The sequence below is a fragment of the Citrobacter enshiensis genome (assembly GCF_029338175.1).
In the GTDB taxonomy this organism is placed as follows: domain Bacteria; phylum Pseudomonadota; class Gammaproteobacteria; order Enterobacterales; family Enterobacteriaceae; genus Citrobacter_D; species Citrobacter_D enshiensis.
Genome location: NZ_CP119862.1, coordinates 2,030,829 through 2,050,332, shown reverse-complemented (window position 1 = coordinate 2,050,332; position 19,504 = coordinate 2,030,829). Strand labels below are relative to the sequence as shown.

Here is a 19,504-nt window from a genome sequence, read left to right as displayed (position 1 = left end):
CAGGCCTGAGTTCGCTTGCGGACTCAGGCCTTTTTTATTTCCAGCGTTCGCACTCTGTAACATGTCACAAGGAATGACACATTTCTCAGGAGGGATGGTACATTTTTTGCCTGTCATCGCGTTGACGTCTCCGTATCATTAGGCGGCTAATTAATCAGGTACGGGTCAATGACGTTTAAAGATTTCGCAGCAGAAGAGAAGCTCTTTCTGAGACGGGTAGTGGTGGCGTTCGCCCTGGTGGTTATCTGCTTTGGGATCCTTCTCTTCAATCTCTACAATTTACAGATTCGCCAGCATCAGTACTACGCGACCCGCTCGAATGAGAACGACATTAAAATGCTGCCGGTCGCGCCAACGCGGGGCATGATCTATGACCGCAATGGCATCCCGCTGGTGCGCAACGTGACCTGGTACGATATCTCGGTTACGCCCTACAAAATCAGCAGCATGGATACGCTAATCCAGCAGTTGACCCCCATCGTTGACCTGACACCGGAGGATATCGATGCCTTTCGCCATGCGCTGAAATCAAGCAGTCGCTATCGCCCGGTGGTGCTTAAAAATGCCCTGACTGAAGTCGAGATTGCGCGCTTCTCAGTGAACCAATTTCGTTTCAGCGGCGTCACCGTCAACAGCTACGAAGATCGGGAATATCCCTACGGCGCGGAACTGGCGCACGTGCTTGGCTATGTCTCAAAAATTAACGATAGCGATCTAAAAACACTCAGCAAAGAAGGGAGCGCGGAAAATTACGCCGCCGACCATAACATCGGCAAACAGGGTATTGAACGCTATTACGAAAATGAACTGCATGGCAAAACCGGCTATCAGGAAGTGGAGGTGGATAATCACGGACGGATTGTCCGTCTGCTGAAGGATGTCCCCCCCGTCGCCGGGAAAAATATCCACCTGACGCTGGATCTCCACCTGCAGGAATATATTGAGAGTCTGATTGCCGGACAACGCGCGGGCGGTACTGGTTGAAGATCCGCATGACGGCGCGGTACTGGCGATGGTCTCGAATCCCAGCTATGACCCCAATCCCTTTGTGAAAGGCATCAGCTATCAGGCGTACGACAAACTGCTGAAGATAAAGATCTGCCGCTAATTAATCGCGTCACACAAGGGCTGTATCCACCGGCATCCACGGTAAAACCTTACATGGCGATGTCGGCGCTGTTAAACGGCGTGATTACACCGCAGACCAGCTTCTTTGGCGCGCCAACATGGACGCTTCCCGGCACCGAACGCCGCTACCGCGACTGGAAGAAAACCGGTCACGGCATGCTGACTGTCACCAAAGCGATTGAAGAATCGGCTGACACCTTTTTCTAACCAGGTCGCCTTACATGATGGGCATCGACAGGATCGACAGCATGTTGTCGCAGTTTGGCTACGGCAAACCGACCGGTATCGACCTTAACGAAGAGTACAACGGCCTGCTGCCGAGCCGCGACTGGAAACAGCGGGTACATAAAAAGACCTGGTATCAGGGTGATACCATCTCGGTCGGCATCGGCCAGGGGTTACTTGGATCGGCCACGCCGATTCAGATGGTTGTGAAAGCGATGTGGCGCCTGCTCAACAATGGGAAAGTGATCGCCCCTCACCTGTTGCAGGAAGAGGATAACGGTAAAACCCGCATTCCTTACCACGCCGCCACACCGCCGACACAAATCGGCTACCGCCGCCTCACATATTGGGAATTGTGTGCGCCAGTGCGATGTTCGTATGGCCAATTCCCCTAACGGGTACCGGCTTAAGTTCTTCCACACGGGCACCTTACGGGATTGCCGCCAAGAGTGGGTACGTCTCAGGTGTTCAGCCTGAAAGAGAACCAGACCTACAATGCGAAAATGATCCCGATTCGCCTGCGCGACCACGTGTTCTACACCGCGTTTGCGCCCTATAACAACCCGAAAGTCGCCATCGCATTGATTCTGGAAAACGGTGGCAGCGACGGCGTGACTGCCGCGCCGGTGATGCGTCAAATACTCGACCATCTGTTTGTGACGCAAAACGCTGTTGCCCAGCCCGTTCACGGCCCGGCGGAGGGTGCATCCCCGGTAGCGAAACCGACACCGGGGAGCGTTTGAGTGGATTAGAAGTACTTGCGCAGATATTCGGTGAGGCACAGCATCGCCATTGCCTGGCCGTACGGCATCGACGTCAGCGGGATCTCGCGATAGAAATCAAGGTCATGACCCATACCGGTACCAAAGGACGTTTGCAGCAGCTCACCTTGCGGTGAAATGTGCGCTACGATCCCTTTAATGGCTTTCTCGGCAACCGCCGCATACTCCTGACCGACATAGCGTTTACGTACTGCTTTCAGAATACCGTAGGCAAATCCCGCCGTGGCCGACGCTTCCAGGTATGATTGCGGATCGTCCAGTAAGGTATGCCACAACCCGCTTTCATCCTGACATTTCGCCAGCGCAGCAATTTGCGCATTCAGCACCTGCACCAGATAACGGCGGACTGCGTTGTTTTCAGGCAGATCCAATAGTTCCAGAAAATCCGGGATCACGATGGTCAGCCAGCTGTTGCCACGCGCCCAGCGGGCATTGGCAAAGTTATGGTGTCCATCATAGTTCCAGCCGTGGAACCACAGCCCTGTCTCTTTATCCATCAGATTCTGCACATGCAGCAGGAACTGATAGGTCGCTTCTTCTACATACGCCGGACGATTGAGGAGTTTGCCAATTTTCGCCAGCGGCAACACCGTCATCATCAGCGTGTCGTCCCACATCTGCTGATGGTTTTCTTCCGCCAGCGTGATGTGCTGCATACCGCCGTGGTCGGTGCGTGGCATCTCATTCATCGCCCACTCCGGCCCAGCTATCAAGCCACGGCAGATACCCCGGATTGCGGGTTTCTTCGTAACGATAGGCCAGCGTTAAAAACGGCGCCATCGTATTGACGTTTTTGGTGGTTGCGCCCTCGGCGAAACGGTCGGCAAACCAGCTGTCCGATGGTGTCGCGCGTCGCCTCATCGCCGGTCTGCTGGTAGTACTGGTACATCCCGTACAAGCCGACGCCGTGGGTCCACTCCCAATCCGGCCAACCTTTGGTGTCAATTACCCGGCCATCATCCAGTCGTAGCAGAAATTGACCTGTCTCATCCTTGATCTCCACCAGGTTTTTAGTCACCGTCTGAATCAAATCTTTCAGCGCTTCCCGTGAGATAAAACGCTCCGGTTGACGTAATAATGGGCTGTGTTTGACGGGCCAAACTTTCATATCTTAACCTCTATTGTATGTCGAATTCATTGCCCGCGCCTCTGCTTAAGAGACGGCGCAGCCGGTTTATTACGGTTCAGGTAACCAATATTGTTGTTACCCCAAAGTGATTCGTACGGTATGCCTGCAAGCATCTCAACGGTGGCGCGTGCCTGCGGGCGTAATCTCTTCTGGCATTGCCCGGCCCGAGTTACGCATTTTGGCGGTCTCTTCACGCAGAACGCTGTGCGTTTGTAAATTCAGCTTGAAGCGCAGGGAAACCAGGAAGCCCAGCGCCAGTACGATTAGCGTGCCGCAGCTCAGAATCAACAGAATGGTGTGGCTGACGGCTTCAGGCTGCGTGCTCTGCCCTGATACAAAGCCCGACATTTGCATCACAATCCCCACCAGCATTCACCGCCCCCGCCTGAGACGCTTTACGGGTCAGCGTCATAATGCCTGCGAAGATCCCTTCACGACGCTGTCCAGTAACGACTTCATCGACATCGGCAATATAAGTGTAGGTATTCCATGGCACATAGTTGATACCGCCGCGTCCCAGACCCGCAATCGCAGAAACCAGCAGTAACAGAGTGTACACATCGCTCATACCAGCATAATAGAGAACGGCATACGACAGCGAACTCAGACCAAACAGGACAACCACCATCCGGTAAGACGGCCGCAGGCCCAAAACGGATGCACAGCGGGATCATCCCGATAACCGCAATGAAACTGAAAATCGCCATCGTGCCCAGCAGATTCGACGCCATTGAGGCTTCCTGCATGAGAACGAAGACCACGTAGTAGGTAAAGACCGCGTTGAAGACGTCCTGCGCGATGTATCCGCCAAGGTACATCCCCAAATGCTGACGGAAAATTTTGATGCGCAGCGTCGAACTCAGTTCAACGAACAGACGACTCATGCTCTGGCGGAAGTTCAGATTCTTCTTCTCTTCCTCGGCACGCAGAGCCGCTTCCGTCCACTCTTCACGTGGGCGCTCCCAGGTAAAGAACCATACAAACGTCAGCATCAGCGCGCACAGTACCGAGAACACCATGCTGGCATAGAAAAAGGAGACCGGATTGTCTTTACCAAAGGTCGTCAGCAGAATGCCTGGCAGGAAGGAGGCCAGAATGGCGGACATTTGCGCCATTGCAATACGTGCCCCGGAGAACTTGGTCTTCTGCTTAAAGTCATCGGTCATTTCCGGCACCAGCGTCTCGTAAGGCACCAGGATCATGGTGTAAACGACATCAAATACCAGATAGGTGAGCAGGTAGTACCAGAAACTCATGTCGCCAACCCACATCAGTGAGTAGCTGAATACGCAAGGGATCCCCAGCAGAATAAAGAACTTACGACGACCGAAACGTTTACCAAGCCACGTAGAGCCGAAGTTATCGGTTAAAAAGCCCATCAGCGGGCTCACAACGGCATCAAGTACCCTTGCAGACGGCAAAAATGAACGTCGCCTCGATCGGCGTTAACCCGCAAAACGTCGTATAGAAGTAAAGAAGCCAGGCAGCTGTTAGCGCGGTCGTTCCGGCACCTAAAAAGTCACCAGCACCGTAAGCAAAATAATTCACCAATCCAATTTTACGTGTATTCATTGCCGTTAACCCTGCAAAGATGATAGAGATCGCCAACGCTGGACCTCACCAGCCCCACCAGACGAACGGAGGAGTGAGTGAAAGGCCAGGAGGCGTTCATACACGGCTACAATAGAAGCTTACAGGAAGTGATACCTTTTTGTTTCTGCCACCGCATTTCGTGTGGTGGCAGAAATACAAAGAGTCCGGCAACACGTGTCACCGATTTATAAAACAGCGTTTCTTGATAATCAAAAAAGAGGGCGCATAATTGCGAAGCGGTTGGCATTTTCACCGGCCAACCGCCTGAAATAGCGGCGATTGACCATCAGCGGTAGTTAACGATCACCTGGTTACTCTGGACCTTAAGCGCCGGGATCAGGCGTCCTCCCCCCGGCACTTCCCAGACGAAGCGCAGCGGTTCGATGGCGGGCACATTGGCGAATCCGCGCGTGGTTCCGCTCTGCCCTTCTAACTCCACACAGCGAGATTGTGAGCACAGGCGCACCAGCAGACCCGCTGGGCGTAGGGCCGTTCAACGTATAACGCCAGGCCACCAGCGTCATTAACCCGGAAACCGGTTGTCGCGAGGACAACGGCGATGAAGAGGCGGACTCGCCGCGATAATTCAGGGTAATACCGGTACTGCTGTCCTGCCACGCCCCTTCTCCGGCAGCCAGCGCCATCGACGGTAGCAGGCACAGCACGCTGAGTAATTTACGCATTATTTGCCTCCGATGGTCGCGGTCATGCGAATGTTACGGTTATCCGAGAGTTCCAGGTTCGAAAGCACCACCAGTTGCGGCAAGCTGCGACGTAAAAAACGTGACAACAGGGGACGCAACGCATGATTCACCAGCAGCACTGGCGGAGCCCCCAGCATTTCCTGGCGCGACAGCGCCTCTTGCGTCTGCGCCAGCAAACGATCTGCCAGACCTGGCTCAAGACCGCCACCGCCCTGTAACGCCTGCAGCAGCAAGCGTTCAAGCGGGGTATCAAGACCAATGACATGCACTTCATCATTGCCCGGGAACCACTGCTGAGTGATGGCGCGCCCCAACGCCACACGCACCACGGCGGTGAGTTCCTGCGCATCGCTCTGTATCGGGGCATGTTCGGCCAGCGTCTCGAGGATGGTGCGCATGTCGCGAATCGGCACTTTCTCATCCAGCAGGTTTTGCAGCACTTTATGCAGCGTGTGTAGTGTGACCACGCCGGGTACCAGATCTTCTGTCAGCTTAGGCATCTCCTGCGAGACGCGATCCAAGAGCTGTTGCGCTTCCTGGCGGCCAAACAACTCAGCCGCAAACTGACCAATCAGATGGTTAAGGTGCGTTGCCACGACGGTACTCGCCTCCACAACCGTAAATCCCTGAATCTGCGCCTGCTCTTTCAATGCGCCTTTCAATCCAGATAGCCTCCAGGCCAAAGGCGGGATCCACCGTCGGTTCGCCAGGCAGCGTCCCCGCCGTCCGTCCCAGGGTTAATGGCCAGCCAACGTCCGGGGTATGCATCGCCACTGCCGATCTCCACCCCTTTCATCAAAATACGGTAGCGTGCAGGCTGCAGATCCATATTGTCGCGGATATGCACCACTGGCGGCAGAAACCCCATCTCCCGGGCAAACTTTTTACGAATGCTGCGAATACGTCCGAGCAGTTCCCCATCCTGTTGAAAATCCACCATCGGGATCAACCGATAGCCAACCTCCATGCCCAGGGAATCTTCGAGCTGCACATCATTCCAGGTCGCTTCCACCACCGAATTGTTTTCTGGCATCTTCACCGGCTGCGCTTCGGCAGGCGCTGCTTGCTCTCTGCCCCGCATCCACCAGGCCAGCCCCAGTAACGCCGCAGTAAACATCAGGAAGACCAGGTTCGGCATTCCGGGCACCAGTCCCAGCAGCCCCAGCACCGCGGCACTGAGCAGCATGACGCGAGGGTTGCTGAACAGTTGGCCGACCATCTGTTCACCGACATCCTGGTCAGTACTGACGCGGGTAACAATGACACCCGCCGCCGTTGAAATCACCAGCGCCGGGATTTGCGCGACCAGACCGTCGCCGATGGTCAGCAGGGTATAACTCTCCGCCGCATGACCCATGCTCATTCCGTGTTGCAGAACCCCCACCAGCAGTCCCCCCACCACGTTGATCACCATAATCAAAATACCGGCGATGGCGTCCCCGCGAACGAACTTACTCGCACCGTCCATCGAACCGTAAAAATCGGCTTCCTGCGTCACTTCCGTGCGCCGTTTTTTCGCTTCGTCTTCGCCGATCAACCCTGCATTTAAGTCGGCATCAATCGCCATCTGCTTGCCGGGCATCCCATCCAGCACAAAGCGCGCGCCAACTTCAGCGATACGCCCTGCCCCTTTGGTGATAACCATAAAGTTGATGATGACCAGAATCACGAACACCACAATACCAATGGCGAAGTTCCCGCCCACCAGGAAGTGACCGAATGCTTCAACCACTTTGCCCGCCGCCGCCGCGCCAGTATGTCCTTCCATCAGAATGATACGTGTTGACGCTACGTTCAGCGCCAGGCGCAACAGCGTGGTAAACAGCAATATGGTCGGGAACGCGGCAAATTCCAGCGTACGCTGGGTGAACATCGCCACCAGCAGCACCATGATCGACAGCGCGATATTAAAGGTGAACAGCAGGTCGAGGATGAACGCGGGCAGCGGCAGCACCATCATCGACAAAATCAGCAGGATGAGGATCGGCCCGGCAAGAATTTGCCATTGGGTGGACTTCATAGAGTTGGGCAGGCGCAGCATCGCAACCAGATTAGCCATCGGTATTCTTCTCGTTCATAAAATCCAGTGCGTCAGGCACCGGTAGATTTTCAGGTTGTGGCGGACGCTGCCCACCGGCAAGGCGCCAGCGTTTAAGCTGCCAGACCCATGCCAGGACTTCCGCCACAGCGGCATACAGTTGTCCAGGAATTTGCTGACCAATTTCAGCATGACGATACAACGCACGCGCCAGCGGCGGCGCCTCCAGCGTCGGCACGCGATGTTCAGCGCCTATCTCACGAATGCGCAGGGCCACCAGCCCCGCCCCTTTGGCGACCACTTTTGGCGCACTCATTTTGTTCTCGTCGTACTGCAGCGCCACCGAGTAGTGCGTGGGGGTTGGTGACAATGGACATCGGCTTTCGGCACATCGTCCATCATGCGGCGACGCGCAGCCGCACGCTGCATCTGGCGAATACGCCCTTTAACATGCGGATCGCCTTCGCTTTGTTTGAACTCATCGCGAATATCCTGGCGCGACATACGTAACTTTTTCAGATGGCTGAAAATCTGGAAGAAAACGTCAAAGGCACCCTTCGGAATCACTCCCAGCACCACCAGCAGCGCGCAGAGCCCGACGAGATCCATCGCGTTACCCATCGCCGTCACCGGCGATTCCGCCATTAAACGCATCATCTCCGGCCAGTTATGCCACAGGTAAAACCCCGTCACGCTGCCCACCAGGGTGGATTTGAGTATCGCTTTCAGCAGTTCTGCCCCCGTCTGTGCGGAGAACATGCGTTTGATGCCTGGCAAGGGATTCAGTTTTGAGAACTTGGGCTGCAGTGACTTGCCGCTAAAAACCAGTCTCCCAGCATCACCGGGAGATAAGCGCCACCAGCACCACGCCGGTGATCAGCGGCAACAGCGCCCACATCGCCTCTTTGATCAGCAGAATAATTTGCCCGAGTATCAAATTGGGGTCGTTCACCATGCTGTGATCGAAACGTAATCCCGCCGAAAGCATGTTTGACAACCGTCCGGCCAACGACTCGCCGCCAATCCAGATAATGCAGACGCCCACCAGCAAAATCAGCAGTGAGGTGAGTTCTTTGGATCGGGGGATTTGCCCTTCTTCCCGCGCTTTTTCGAGTCGGTGGGGTGTGGGGGCTTCTGTTTTGTCGTCGTTATCGCTTTCGTCTGCCACAGCACGCGCTCAAGCCAGGATGTCTGCGTTATGATGACAGAACGCGCCCCCTGCCAATGGCGCGAAAAGACCCCGTAAACAGCTCTTTTTAGGCCATTGATTTACGTTTAAGGCGAGCTTTTCCGCGCTGAGGCATGACGTTATTACGGAACATTGCAATCAATTGCTAACGCTTATTTATTTAAAATGAATATATCTGCACTTATATTTATAAAAATAAAAAATATTTTTCTACAGAAGTCATTTAAATATAAAAAATCGCAATAACAACGCAAACACAAATAACCCCCCCTACGGCAGCATTCATGCCTGCGCTGAAAAACCTTTATTTCACCAGTTCAAAAATAAACTAATAGGGACACATACAAATTAAGAATAAATAAAAAATGACAAACATCAAAAAACTACGGCCTCGCTCCATGAAAAAATAACAGTCGCTTCCGAATTAGGAACTTCAGTGTATACTGGCGCTGCGAGTTTAAGTAGAACATCCCTGAGCTATATTTTTATTTAATATATATACTGGTTTTAATCGTTCTGGAGAATAATAGCGTGAAAGGAATATTTTTGTTTTCTTACTTTTGGCCCTGTCAACATCAACCGCCTTTGCTGCTCCAGAAGATAACGCTGGAACAATCCACTTTACCGGGGAAATTATTGCGCCAAGCTGTGTGATTGTAGGCGATACCGGTACAACTTATAATGTGGCGTGTGGGACTTTCCCTACGTCGTATTTCGCAACGGTGGGAAAGGAAACAGACCCCGTACCGTTGACCATTTCACTTAAGAACTGCCCAGTGACAAGCGATGGGCTTGCGAATGTTCAGCTCACCTTTACGGGTACGACGATCGCGGGCTCAACGGACAAACTGGCTGTTTCTGCGGCCGGTGGCGTGGGCATCGTCCTCAGCGAGACAGGACATGATGAGACGCTAATTGCATTTGATAAGTCGCCCGGACAAGTTTTTATCCCACTGACAGCCAGTGCATCAGACACCCTTACCACCCACATAGACGCCCGCTATAAATCCGTCGCTGCTACGGTAACCGCAGGTGAAGCCAATGCCGATTTAACAATTAATATTCTTTATCAGTAAATGTAGGACCCCTTACCCACGCGTTATTTAGCAATATCGTTAATAACGCGTGAGTCGTATTTTCATGGCACACTCGTTTATTAAAGGGATTTATATGCGACTTCCTCTGCTCATCGTCTGTGTTACGACTTATGCTTTTACCACGCTCAGCCATGCAGCAGGGATCCAGGTGGGGCGCACGCGTGTTATTTATGATGCAAACAAAAAGGAAGTGGCGCTGGCGCTCACCAATACAGAAAAAGAGCTGCCCTGGCTTATTCAGTCATGGACGGATAACGGCGACGGAAAAACTCGGGGGCCATTTATTGTGACCCCTCCGCTCTTTCGACTCGATCCACAAAAAGAACAAAGCCTGCGTATTACCTGGTCCGGGCAGGCACTCCCCACCGATCGTGAATCTTTATTTTATATGAACGTGCGCACCATCCCAGCCATCGAGAAAGACAATAATCAAAAAAACGTTTTACGCCTTATTTACAAAACCAGACTAAAACTGTTCTGGCGTCCAGAAGGATTGAAAAACACCCCAGTTGATGCCTGCAAAAACCTTCGTTTTAGCCAGCGCGAGAGTCAGGTATTCATTACCAATGACGGCGACTATTACAGCGTTTTCGATACGCTGCGAATTAGCGGTAAGTCGATACCCCACGTCGATATGGTTGCACCGAAAGCCAACGCAACATTTCCCCTCGCTAACACCGCGAATGGTTCGAAGGTGACCTGGCGCTGCATTACAGACTATGGCAATGCAACCGCTGAGTTTACCACCCGTTTAACCCAGAAATAGTGGTGTTCAAGGGCTGCTAATGGATTGCGCCTGTCCCCATTCCGCCCTTTGAGACGACTCAGTCCTATTTTGAGAGGCTTGAGTAGTTTGCTCCTCGTCGCGGTGAGCGGCGTCAATGCGCGGGAATTTTACTTTGCGCCTTCCTCACTTGAGGGGGACGGGCTATCGCAACAGGATATCGATCTCTCTTTGTTTCCAAAAGAAAACGGACAGTTACCCGGCACATATCACACCAAAGTGACCATGAATAAACGGTATATCGATGATAAATCGATTACCTATATCAATGATAAAACGGGGGCATTACAGCCACAGTTAACCCCTGAACAGCTACGGCAATGGGGAATTCGTGTCGATGATTACGCTGAACTGGCGCAATTGCCTACCAATGAGCCACTGGGAAAGCCTCTGGGCGATTACATTCCCTTTGCGGCAGTGACGTTTGATTTTAATACCATGACCTTACGCATCAGTATGCCGCAAGCGGCTATCGATGTGCATCATGACGATGAGATCGCGGCGTCATCCTGGAACGACGGTGTGCCGGTGCTCTTTACCAACTATGCGTTCTCTGGTTCAGAGCGTAGCGGTGAGGATCAGACCACCCTTTCCAGTCAGTATCTTAATCTGCGCAGCGGCGCCAATCTCGGCGGCTGGCGGTTACGCAACTATTCAACCTGGACCCAGTCCGATGAGACACAATCCTGGCAAACCATTAACACCTGGCTCCAGCATGATATCCATTGTTTAAAAGCTCAGTTTATCGCCGGTGAAAACAGCACCCGTGGCGAAGTCTTTGACAGCCTGCAATACCGTGGCATCAACGTGGCGTCTGACGATCAAATGCTGCCTTATAATCAGCGGGGATTTGCCCCGATTATTCGCGGTATCGCCAGTTCCAATGCCGAAGTCTCGGTGCGCCAAAATGGCTATGTCATCTATCAGGCCAACGTCGCGCCAGGTCCTTTTGAAATTACCGATCTCTACTCCACCACCAATAGTGGCGATCTTGACGTGACGATTAAAGAAGCCGACGGGGACGAGCATCATTTCACCCAGCCCTATTCAAGCGTCGCCATCATGCAGCGCCCAGGCAATATTCGCTACGAAGTGACCCTCGCCCGCTATCGCGCAGACGATAATCAAGCCGCCAATGAGCCCCTTTTCGCTCAGGCCAGCGTCATTTATGGTCTGAATAACTTCCTGACGTTTTTCGGCGGCGGAACCACTTCCCAGGACTATCAGGCGCTCAATGGCGGTACAGGGGTGATGTTGGGTGAGCTGGGTGCCATCTCAACGGATGTGACCCTGGCTCGCGCGCATCTGGATAATAACGAACAGCATGACGGGCAGTCCTGGCGTCTGATGTATTCCAAACAGATAGCGGCAACAGACACTAACTTCACCCTGGCGAGCTACCGATACTCGACCGACGGTTATTACACGTTTGCCGATGCGAACGAAAAGCACGATGCCAGTGGATAACGACTGGTCCTTACAACTACAGCAAGCGCAGCAGATTCCAGCTCAACCTTAGCCAGACCGTGCTCGACAGCAGCGTGTACATTTCCGGCTATCAACAGGATTACTGGCAAACCAGTCGCAAAGAGCGAAGCATCACGTCGGGCATCAATCGGATGATTGGCGGCGTCAGTGTCAATCTGGCTTATACCTATAGCAAAACCAGCGATGAACCCAGCGATCAGATGCTATCGTTGGGTTTTAGCCTGCCGCTCTCCCAATGGCTGCCTAAAAGTTGGGCCAGCTACAATCTCAGCACCAGCAAACACGGATACACCACGCATAATGCTGGGGCTTAATGGCACGTTGCTGGACGATGATCGGCTCAGTTATTCACTCCAGCAAAGCCGGACTAACCATGACGGCGGAGACAGCAGTAGCGTCTATAGCAGTTATCGTTCGCAATATGCCAATCTCAACGCGGGTACGCTTATGCATCCGATAACTCGCAGCAGCTGAGCTACGGGATCAGCGGTGGGATAGTGGCTCACCCGGCAGGCGTCACGCTTTCTCAGCCCTTAGGCGATCAATTCGCCATTGTCAGCGCCAAAGGCGCGTCTGGCGTGCGTTTTGCCAACCAGCGCGGTGTGCAAACCGATCTCTTTGGCAACGCAATCATCCCTTCACTGACGCCTTATCAGGAAAACGTAATCCGCATCGATACCGCCAGTTTGCCGACTGATGTGGATATAGATGCCACCGCAATGAGCGTGGGTACCCAGCCGCAACGCCGCCGTCAGCACACAATTTTCGGCACACGTTGGCTACCGGGTTCTGCTGTCGCTCAGCCGTCCTGATGGCCGGGTGATTCCTTTTGGTGCCGTCGCCAGCGTCGATGACCTCTCGCTCAGCGGCATTGTCGACGATCGCGGCGTGCTGTATCTCGCCGGCGTCGGCGAAACTATCTCCCTGACAGTGAAGTGGGGAAACTCCGCCGAACAGCGCTGCCATGCTGACATCACGCTTTCATCTTCTTCTGACACGCCCCCCGGCGGTATCCGCCAGGCCAGTGCGCTCTGCAAGCCGGAGACAAATCATGCAGAATAAACACCTCGCCAGCGTACTCTACAGAATCGGGCTTAAATCCGCCCTCTCACTGGTGTTTTTAGCCCTCACCGCTCGTTACTCAGGCGGCCACCGTCATATTCACCAATTGTTTTCCGCCGCCGGTGGAATACACCACCACCATCAATACGGAACTCTCCTCTGAAAGTAATAAAGATGGACAAATTATCAGCAATCCGGATTACCATTTTGTCGCCGTAGGGCCATCGGTGGTCGCCAACTGTGCCTGCCCGAAGGGGATGAACCCATCCGGTATCGTCTATGAAACCACCGCCGCCGGAAGCCCATTGCCTGCGGGTACAACCAACTATGGCTACCTGACCGATCATTTAGATATCGATGTCACCGCCTACAGCGATGCCATAAACTCACCCGATGGCAATGGCATTACGCCAATCAAAATTGATATCTACCCCACCCCCTTCGCAAACATGAATAAGACCGGTGAATCGATAAAACCGACAGAGGCAACCAGCGATGTTTGCAGTGATGCAACACGCCCTTCCAATGGAAGCAGCATTAAGCGGGAGTTTAAGTGGAACGTTGTTATAATCACGCTCTACGTTAAGCAAGCTATTTTAGGCGAAGAAATCATCCCACTGACCGTTATCGCACAACACTATTCCTGCCTTTCTACCGGGAACTATTGTGCCGTCACCGACACGCAGCATGTTTCCGATTTCCGGCTGGCGGGAAAACTCAGCGCCCCGCTTAGCTGTACGATTAACGCAGGCAGCACCATTGAGGTTGAACTCGGCAATATTGTGACCTCACAGTTCGTTGAACAGGGTGTCCCCCCGGCAAGCTATACGCTCAGAGACGTTGATATCTCTTATCATTGTGACGATCCGGCGGCCGCTAACACGGGGAAAATTAAACTGACACTCAGCGCCGATCAGGGAGTTGCCCAGGGCAGTAACAGTCTGATTGCCAAAATGGAGGGCCGGGATGACGTTGGTTGTGCGCATGTTTGATAAAAACAACGGTAACATCGCGCTGGACGGTTCACTGGACTTACCGGTAACAATGGATGAGCAGGGGAAACGGCAGCATCGCCATGAAAGCCGCCCCGGTCAGCACCACCCCGAAAAAACCGGAACCGGGTAAATTTGGGGGCAACGTAACCGTGAAAATGGAACTTCGCTAGGAGAGAAGCCGCCCGGCAACAGAATCAGAATTGAGGGAAAAGCGGCGTAACACGCAGGAAATACCCTGCATACGCCGCAGAATTTATGCAGGCAGATAAGTAAAGGTGTAACGCCCAGAGCCCAGCGTTGCACGCAAACCACCAGGGCAGGATGTCAGGGGGACGCCATCGTCATGCAGGATATCCCGCGCCCCATCCAGTACCACATCAGCTTGCGTGTTCGGCGGGATGATGACGGACAGGGTGAGGGTTTTATCGCCGTCACGCTGCCAGTGAACACCAATCTCGCCATAGTTAGACTGATAAGAGGCTTTCAGCCAGCGCAAATCGCCGCCCGGCAAAGGTCGCAAGTGAATACGCTTAAAGCCCGGCGCGCGTTCATCCGGGTTAATCCCCGCTGCCGCGCGGTACAGCCACTCACCAATGGCACCATAGGCGTAATGGTTGAAAGAGTTCATCGCCGGACTCCACATTGAGCCATCAGGCTTAATCCCGTCCCAGTGCTCCCAGATGGTGGTTGCTCCAGCGTGAACCTGATAGAGCCAGGAAGGGAAATCCTCTTTCAGCAGCAGTTGCCAGGCCGCCTGCGGCTGGCCATTTTCGCTCAGAGCGTGGCAGAAATACGGTGTGCCGACAAACCCCGTCACCAGGTGCCCGTCGTTTTCCTCCAGCAGTTGCAGCAGCGTCTGCACCGTCCGTTGACGGAACGCTTCCGGAACCAGGTCAAAATAGAGCGCAAGAATATGCGCCGTCTGCGTGCGGACCGCCAGACGCCCGGTCGGGGTGAAAAACTCCTGCTGAAAGCGTTCGACAATCGCTGCATGCAACGCGGTATATTCCGCGTAGTCAGTATCATTGCCCAAAACCTGCGCCGCACGGGCGAAGAGTCGGGTGGAGTACGCATAGTAGGCCATGCAGGTCAGTTCATTCGGCGTCGCGCCAAAATAGCTCCCCTCTTTAGCATCCAGCGCCACCCAGTCGCCAAACTGCAAACGGTAGCTCCACATATGGTCAACCGCATGCGCGCGCATAAAATCGACCCAGGATTTCATGCTGTCGTACTGCTGGCGTAGAATCGCTTTATCGCCATACATCAGGTAAAGCGTCCACGGGTTAATCACCGCCGCATCAGCCCACGCGGCGGCGGAGTGAGTCCGCCCGTGCGACAGAAAGCGGTCGTTATCGCATTTTCCAGTCAGGATATCGGGCACCACGTGCGGCACCCCGCCCTCCTGCGTTTTGATCGTATTTAAGGTCGAGCAGCCATTTGGCGAAAAAATTACGCGTCTGCATCAGGTAGCTGGCGGTGCGACAGAAAATCTGCGCATCGCCCGTCCACCCCAGACGCTCGTCGCGCTGCGGGCAATCGGTCGGGACATCGACAAAGTTTCCTTTCAGCCCCCAAAGGATATTGTGATGCAGTTGGTTAAGATCCTCCCGCGAGGTCTCCAGCGACCCGGTCGGGGCCATCGCCGAGTGGAGTACCAGAGCGCTGAAATCAGCCAACGTCGGCGTTCCCGGCCACGCATCGACGCACACGTAGCGAAATCCCTGAAAGGTAAAATGCGGATGATACTGTTCCGGCTCGCCGCCGCGCAGGGTGTATTCCACGCACTGCTTCGCCGTTCGCAGGTTATCGAGATAAACATTCCCTGCCGCGTCTAACACCTCGAAATGGCGAAGAACCACTTTCTGCCCGCGCTCGCCACAGACGGTGAAATCGACCCAGCCACTCATATTTTGACCAAAATCCAGCACCGTGTCGCCCTGAGGAGTAGTGAAAATAGCAAGCGGCGCCAGGCGCTCAATGGCCTTCACCGCGCAGGTGGTTTGCGGCGTGAGTACGGATTTGTCCGCCGCCACAACACTTACGGCATGCCACTGGCTGGCGTCAAACCCCTCCCGATCCCAGCCCGGCTGTTCCTGGCGGGCGTCGTAGATTTCGCCATCATAGAACTCAGAAAAGAGTACCGGCGCATCCGACGCCTGCCACTGCGCATCGGTGGCGATAATCACTTCCTGTCCATCGCAGTAGCGCACCACCAGTTGGCCGATATACGCGGTTTGATCGCCGTAATAGTTGCGATAGCGGTTAAAGCTCATGTCGCCTTTATACCAGCCTGCCCCAACCATCGCGCCCAACGCGTTAGCGCCGGATTTCACCAGCGCCGTGACATCGTAGGTCTGATAGCACAGGTGGTGATGATAGCTGGTCCAGCCCGGTGCCAGTTCATCCTGGCCCACCCGCTGGCCGTTGAGATAGAGCTGATAAAGTCCCAGCGCGCTGGTATGGATAACCGCAGAGACAATCGCCTGCGCAGGTGGCAGGGAAAACACACGACGCAGCAAGGTTCCTTTTGATTTGTCTTTGTCGGCAGGCGTTTCCGCCGAGATAAAGGCAGCCTGCCACTGCGCGGCGGGCAAGCCGGTAAGAAAGCGCGCCACCGGACTCCAGTCGCTCCGCTCCCCCTGGTTGTCGCGGATTTTCACCCGCACGAAGTAAAATGCCGAGGACATCAGCGGCATCGCGGGGAGCACGAGTATTGTTCGACTCCTCGCTTTGCACCTCGCCACTGTCGTAACACAGCGTGGCGAAGTCAGCGCACTGCGCAATCTGCACGCGCCACTGCGTCTGTTCGACGTTGCGCTGTGCGCTTGCGATAATCCAGCCCAGCACCGGCAACGTTTCGCAGCCGGACAAGGTTGACTCATAATCTAATGTGATTCTTTCTACCGCTAACATCGTTATTCCCTCAATGATTAACCGTGCGTATTCACCACACCGTGCATCGCGGGCTGGCTGATGGGAGACAATCTCCGCTTCGTCATTAAACTCGTTGCGCTGTTTGCCGTGGAAACAGAGCCAGCCAATCACCATCCCGACGACCACAATCGTCGTCAGCAGGCAGTAGAGCACCATCGGCCCTGCACTGAGCAGCACTGGCGTCACGAGAGCCAACAGCCCGCAGGTCAGCCGGGCCACCCCGACGATGACGCCCTGCGCGGTGGCGCGCAACATGGTAGGAAACGACTCCTGCGCCCACACTTTCATGATCCCTTCAAAAGCAAAGCCGGTCCCGATATTGGTAAACAGCAGACAACAGAACCAGGAGAGCGGAGAGAAGTTCAGGACCACCGGCGCGAAGTAACCGACGGACATCATCACCGCCCCGAAGACAAAAAACGGAATGCGCTTAGCGGTGTCGACAATGCGCATAAAAATAAGCCCTGACCCCACGCTGACCGGCAAAATCAGCAAGCCCCACAGCGAGTTGGTGCTGACCGAAATCCCGACCACGTTGACGGGCAACGGTAGGTACCAGAACTGCCCGCCGGTGTTGGCCGCGAGATTAGTGAAGGTGTAAAAGGCGCACAGTGAGAGAAACGGCCACAGGTACTTGCGCTCGAGCAGGTCGCGCCAGCCATTTTTTTGCGCCCGCACCGTCGCCACGCCCCGGCGCAGTTCATCACACGCCACCAGCCACAGCGGAGATTCCGGGATAGACCAACGTAGGCTCATCAGCACCAGCGCCACCAGACCAACATGCATATACATGATTTGCGCGCCAATCTTGCCCCAGTCCCCCACGAGGGCGGAAACGCCCATGGTCGCGCCAATCCCCACCAACCAGAGCAAATTGGAGAGACCGATAATTTTGCCACGATTCTGGTCATCAGCGGCTTCAGAAATCGTCGCCACGCGAAACCGGTAAATCCGCGCCGGTCGCCAAACCAATGAACAGCGTGCCCAGTACCAGAAACGGAAAACTGAGGCCGAAAGCGAGTGCCAGCGATCCCAGTAAGATCATCGCCATAGTGGTGATAAATACATTGCGTCGCCCGATGCGGTCACCAAGACGGCCGCCGCAAAATGCCCCGGCGGCAATACTCAGGGTTAATAAACCGGATAAAATGCCAATCTCCAGAGCCGTGATGCCAATTGTTTTTTGATAAATAACCAGTGCCGTTCCGTTAGAAACAATTGCCGCGGAGTCAATATACGATGCCATTCCTGACACCACCCCAATATACCAAGGGTTAGGTGTTTTATTTTTTGACATATCGGGTCCTTAAATTCATAGAAAGTAAAGAGAGGTATACACTCGCTCATTTACCCTGACTGTGATACAAAAATCCCTATTTGAATAATGTTATTAACCAGAAATCAGATGACCGTTAGAATTCGCGATTGCAACTTGCGTTCATGTGATGGTGAATAATTAAAATAACGCTTATAAGATTCCGTAAAACGAATGGCATTGGTAAAGCCACAACGTACCGAAATTTCACTGATACTGTTATCTGTCGTACGCAGCATTTCATGCGCTTTTAATATTCGATATAACATCTGAAACCTGACCGGCGTATAGCCTGTTATGCGTTTAATAAAGCGGAACAAGGTCCGACTGGCAATACCGTTATCCTCGCTCAGTGCATTCCAGTCGAGATGTCGCAGGCCGCAGGTCTTTAGCGTCTTAATAAGATTAGACCGTCCTCGCTCCTCGACGGTCTGGGGCTCTGGCTGGCGGCCGCAGTGGCACAGCGCATTAATAATATTGAGAAATGAAGCTTCGAGCATCGCAAAGTAAAGGTCGTCATAATCACTTTCATTGTGTGAAATGATCTCCTGACTCCAGCTTCTCCCACCCTTCGCCAATAACCGCAGGTGATAATGTCATCTCATTCTGCGCTGGAGGTTTTCCTTAACATAAGCCCAGCCAGCGTATCGATAGATTGTAAAAAATGAAAGTTACGCACCTTGCGTACTAATACATTAATAACTGAAAGATTATTGGTGGAAATATAACTGTGTGTGTCATTGGTTGTCACGAGGAAGAAATCCCCCTGGCAAATAAATCTCACCGCATCATTAATAATATGAAATCCGCTGCCGTTACGGACAATGACAATTTCATCAAAGTCATGCCCATGCACATCCTCCATTAATTGATGATTCATGGAGAAAAGACATAATGCATGCTGTTCAGAGAGAAAGAAATCACTGTCCCGTAAAATTCGCATATGCCCTCCTATTCTTTATTAAAATCAGTCTTACCCGCTATTAATAAAAACAAGGTTTCATACTTCAGATATTGTCCTGCGTTATGCTGGTTACCATT

The 19,504-nt window shown here is 53.5% G+C and carries 11 protein-coding genes and 9 pseudogenes; 8 read left to right on the top strand and 12 right to left on the bottom strand.

Translation table 11 applies throughout. The annotated features are described in order from the left end of the window. Positions 1–168 precede the first annotated feature (168 nt). Positions 169–2,096 (top strand): annotated as a pseudogene (gene mrdA, locus P2W74_RS09955) (penicillin-binding protein 2). Between the two features lie 5 nt (positions 2,097–2,101). On the opposite strand, the pseudogene bglB reads toward mrdA, so the two are convergent. From bglB to flhB, 5 pseudogenes are all read right to left on the bottom strand, one after another. Continuing rightward, a pseudogene (gene bglB, locus P2W74_RS09950) lies at positions 2,102–3,243 on the bottom strand (beta-galactosidase BglB). Positions 3,244–3,246: 3 nt separating this feature from the next. Then, positions 3,247–4,836, bottom strand: a pseudogene (locus P2W74_RS09945) (MFS transporter). 307 nt (positions 4,837–5,143) lie between these two features. Beyond that, a pseudogene (gene flhE, locus P2W74_RS09940) lies at positions 5,144–5,540 on the bottom strand (flagellar protein FlhE). Further along, positions 5,540–7,620 (bottom strand): annotated as a pseudogene (flhA, locus tag P2W74_RS09935) (flagellar biosynthesis protein FlhA). The pseudogenes flhE and flhA overlap by 1 nt, the downstream one beginning before the upstream one ends. Beyond that, a pseudogene (gene flhB / locus P2W74_RS09930) lies at positions 7,613–8,767 on the bottom strand (flagellar biosynthesis protein FlhB). Before flhB ends, flhA begins: the two co-directional pseudogenes overlap by 8 nt. Before the next feature lie 671 nt (positions 8,768–9,438). Between flhB and P2W74_RS09925 the strand changes: the two are divergent. From P2W74_RS09925 to P2W74_RS09895, 7 genes and pseudogenes are all read left to right on the top strand, one after another. After that, a complete protein-coding gene (locus P2W74_RS09925; protein WP_276295163.1) occupies positions 9,439–9,864 on the top strand; it encodes a fimbrial protein in 426 nt (141 codons plus the stop codon). Between the two features lie 94 nt (positions 9,865–9,958). Continuing rightward, positions 9,959–10,651 (top strand): fimbrial biogenesis chaperone, encoded by a 693-nt coding sequence (locus P2W74_RS09920; protein ID WP_276294828.1) that lies wholly within the window; start codon positions 9,959–9,961, stop codon positions 10,649–10,651. 87 nt (positions 10,652–10,738) lie between these two features. Next, on the top strand, positions 10,739–12,136 hold the full coding sequence (locus P2W74_RS09915; RefSeq protein WP_276294827.1) for a fimbria/pilus outer membrane usher protein: 1,398 nt from the start codon (positions 10,739–10,741) through the stop codon (positions 12,134–12,136). A gap of 59 nt (positions 12,137–12,195) precedes the next feature. Continuing rightward, a pseudogene (locus P2W74_RS09910) lies at positions 12,196–12,969 on the top strand (fimbria/pilus outer membrane usher protein). A 7-nt stretch (positions 12,970–12,976) separates the two neighbouring features. Further along, a complete protein-coding gene (locus P2W74_RS09905) occupies positions 12,977–13,219 on the top strand; it encodes a FimD/PapC C-terminal domain-containing protein (RefSeq protein WP_276294826.1) in 243 nt (80 codons plus the stop codon). A gap of 122 nt (positions 13,220–13,341) precedes the next feature. After that, on the top strand, positions 13,342–14,211 hold the full coding sequence (locus tag P2W74_RS09900) for a fimbrial protein (RefSeq protein WP_276294825.1): 870 nt from the start codon (positions 13,342–13,344) through the stop codon (positions 14,209–14,211). Further along, on the top strand, positions 14,186–14,344 hold the full coding sequence (locus P2W74_RS09895) for a hypothetical protein (RefSeq protein WP_276294824.1): 159 nt from the start codon (positions 14,186–14,188) through the stop codon (positions 14,342–14,344). Before P2W74_RS09900 ends, P2W74_RS09895 begins: the two co-directional genes overlap by 26 nt. A gap of 123 nt (positions 14,345–14,467) precedes the next feature. Here P2W74_RS09895 and P2W74_RS09890 read toward each other — a convergent pair whose 3' ends face one another. The 7 genes and pseudogenes from P2W74_RS09890 to P2W74_RS09865 all read right to left on the bottom strand — a co-directional run bounded on the left by P2W74_RS09890 (position 14,468) and on the right by P2W74_RS09865 (position 19,406). After that, positions 14,468–15,607 (bottom strand): alpha-L-rhamnosidase-related protein, encoded by a 1,140-nt coding sequence (locus P2W74_RS09890; protein WP_276294823.1) that lies wholly within the window; start codon positions 15,605–15,607, stop codon positions 14,468–14,470. Further along, the gene (locus P2W74_RS09885) at positions 15,564–16,721 is read right to left on the bottom strand and encodes a family 78 glycoside hydrolase catalytic domain (RefSeq protein ID WP_276294822.1); all 1,158 of its coding nucleotides are present in this window, start codon (positions 16,719–16,721) and stop codon (positions 15,564–15,566) included. Before P2W74_RS09885 ends, P2W74_RS09890 begins: the two co-directional genes overlap by 44 nt. Positions 16,722–16,865: 144 nt before the next feature. Beyond that, positions 16,866–17,096: pseudogene (locus P2W74_RS23800) on the bottom strand (hypothetical protein); the annotation flags it as partial. A gap of 205 nt (positions 17,097–17,301) precedes the next feature. Then, positions 17,302–18,084: pseudogene (locus P2W74_RS23795) on the bottom strand (MFS transporter); the annotation flags it as partial. Beyond that, a complete protein-coding gene (locus tag P2W74_RS09875) occupies positions 18,068–18,445 on the bottom strand; it encodes an MFS transporter (protein ID WP_276294820.1) in 378 nt (125 codons plus the stop codon). The pseudogene P2W74_RS23795 and the gene P2W74_RS09875, both read right to left, overlap by 17 nt. A 104-nt stretch (positions 18,446–18,549) precedes the next feature. Next, on the bottom strand, positions 18,550–19,041 hold the full coding sequence (locus P2W74_RS09870) for a helix-turn-helix domain-containing protein (RefSeq protein ID WP_276294819.1): 492 nt from the start codon (positions 19,039–19,041) through the stop codon (positions 18,550–18,552). Between the two features lie 23 nt (positions 19,042–19,064). Then, positions 19,065–19,406 carry an AraC family ligand binding domain-containing protein gene (locus P2W74_RS09865; protein WP_276294818.1) on the bottom strand — a complete coding sequence of 114 codons (342 nt, stop codon included), beginning with the start codon at positions 19,404–19,406 and terminating at the stop codon, positions 19,065–19,067. Positions 19,407–19,504: the final 98 nt, after the last annotated feature.

Coding starts and splice junctions, on each gene's coding strand:
- P2W74_RS09920 (WP_276294828.1), top strand. CDS start 9,959: ATGCGACTTCCTCTGCTCATCGTCTGTGTTACGACTTATGCTTTTACC.
- P2W74_RS09895 (WP_276294824.1), top strand. CDS start 14,186: ATGACGTTGGTTGTGCGCATGTTTGATAAAAACAACGGTAACATCGCG.
- P2W74_RS09875 (WP_276294820.1), bottom strand. CDS start 18,445: ATGTCAAAAAATAAAACACCTAACCCTTGGTATATTGGGGTGGTGTCA.
- P2W74_RS09865 (WP_276294818.1), bottom strand. CDS start 19,406: ATGCGAATTTTACGGGACAGTGATTTCTTTCTCTCTGAACAGCATGCA.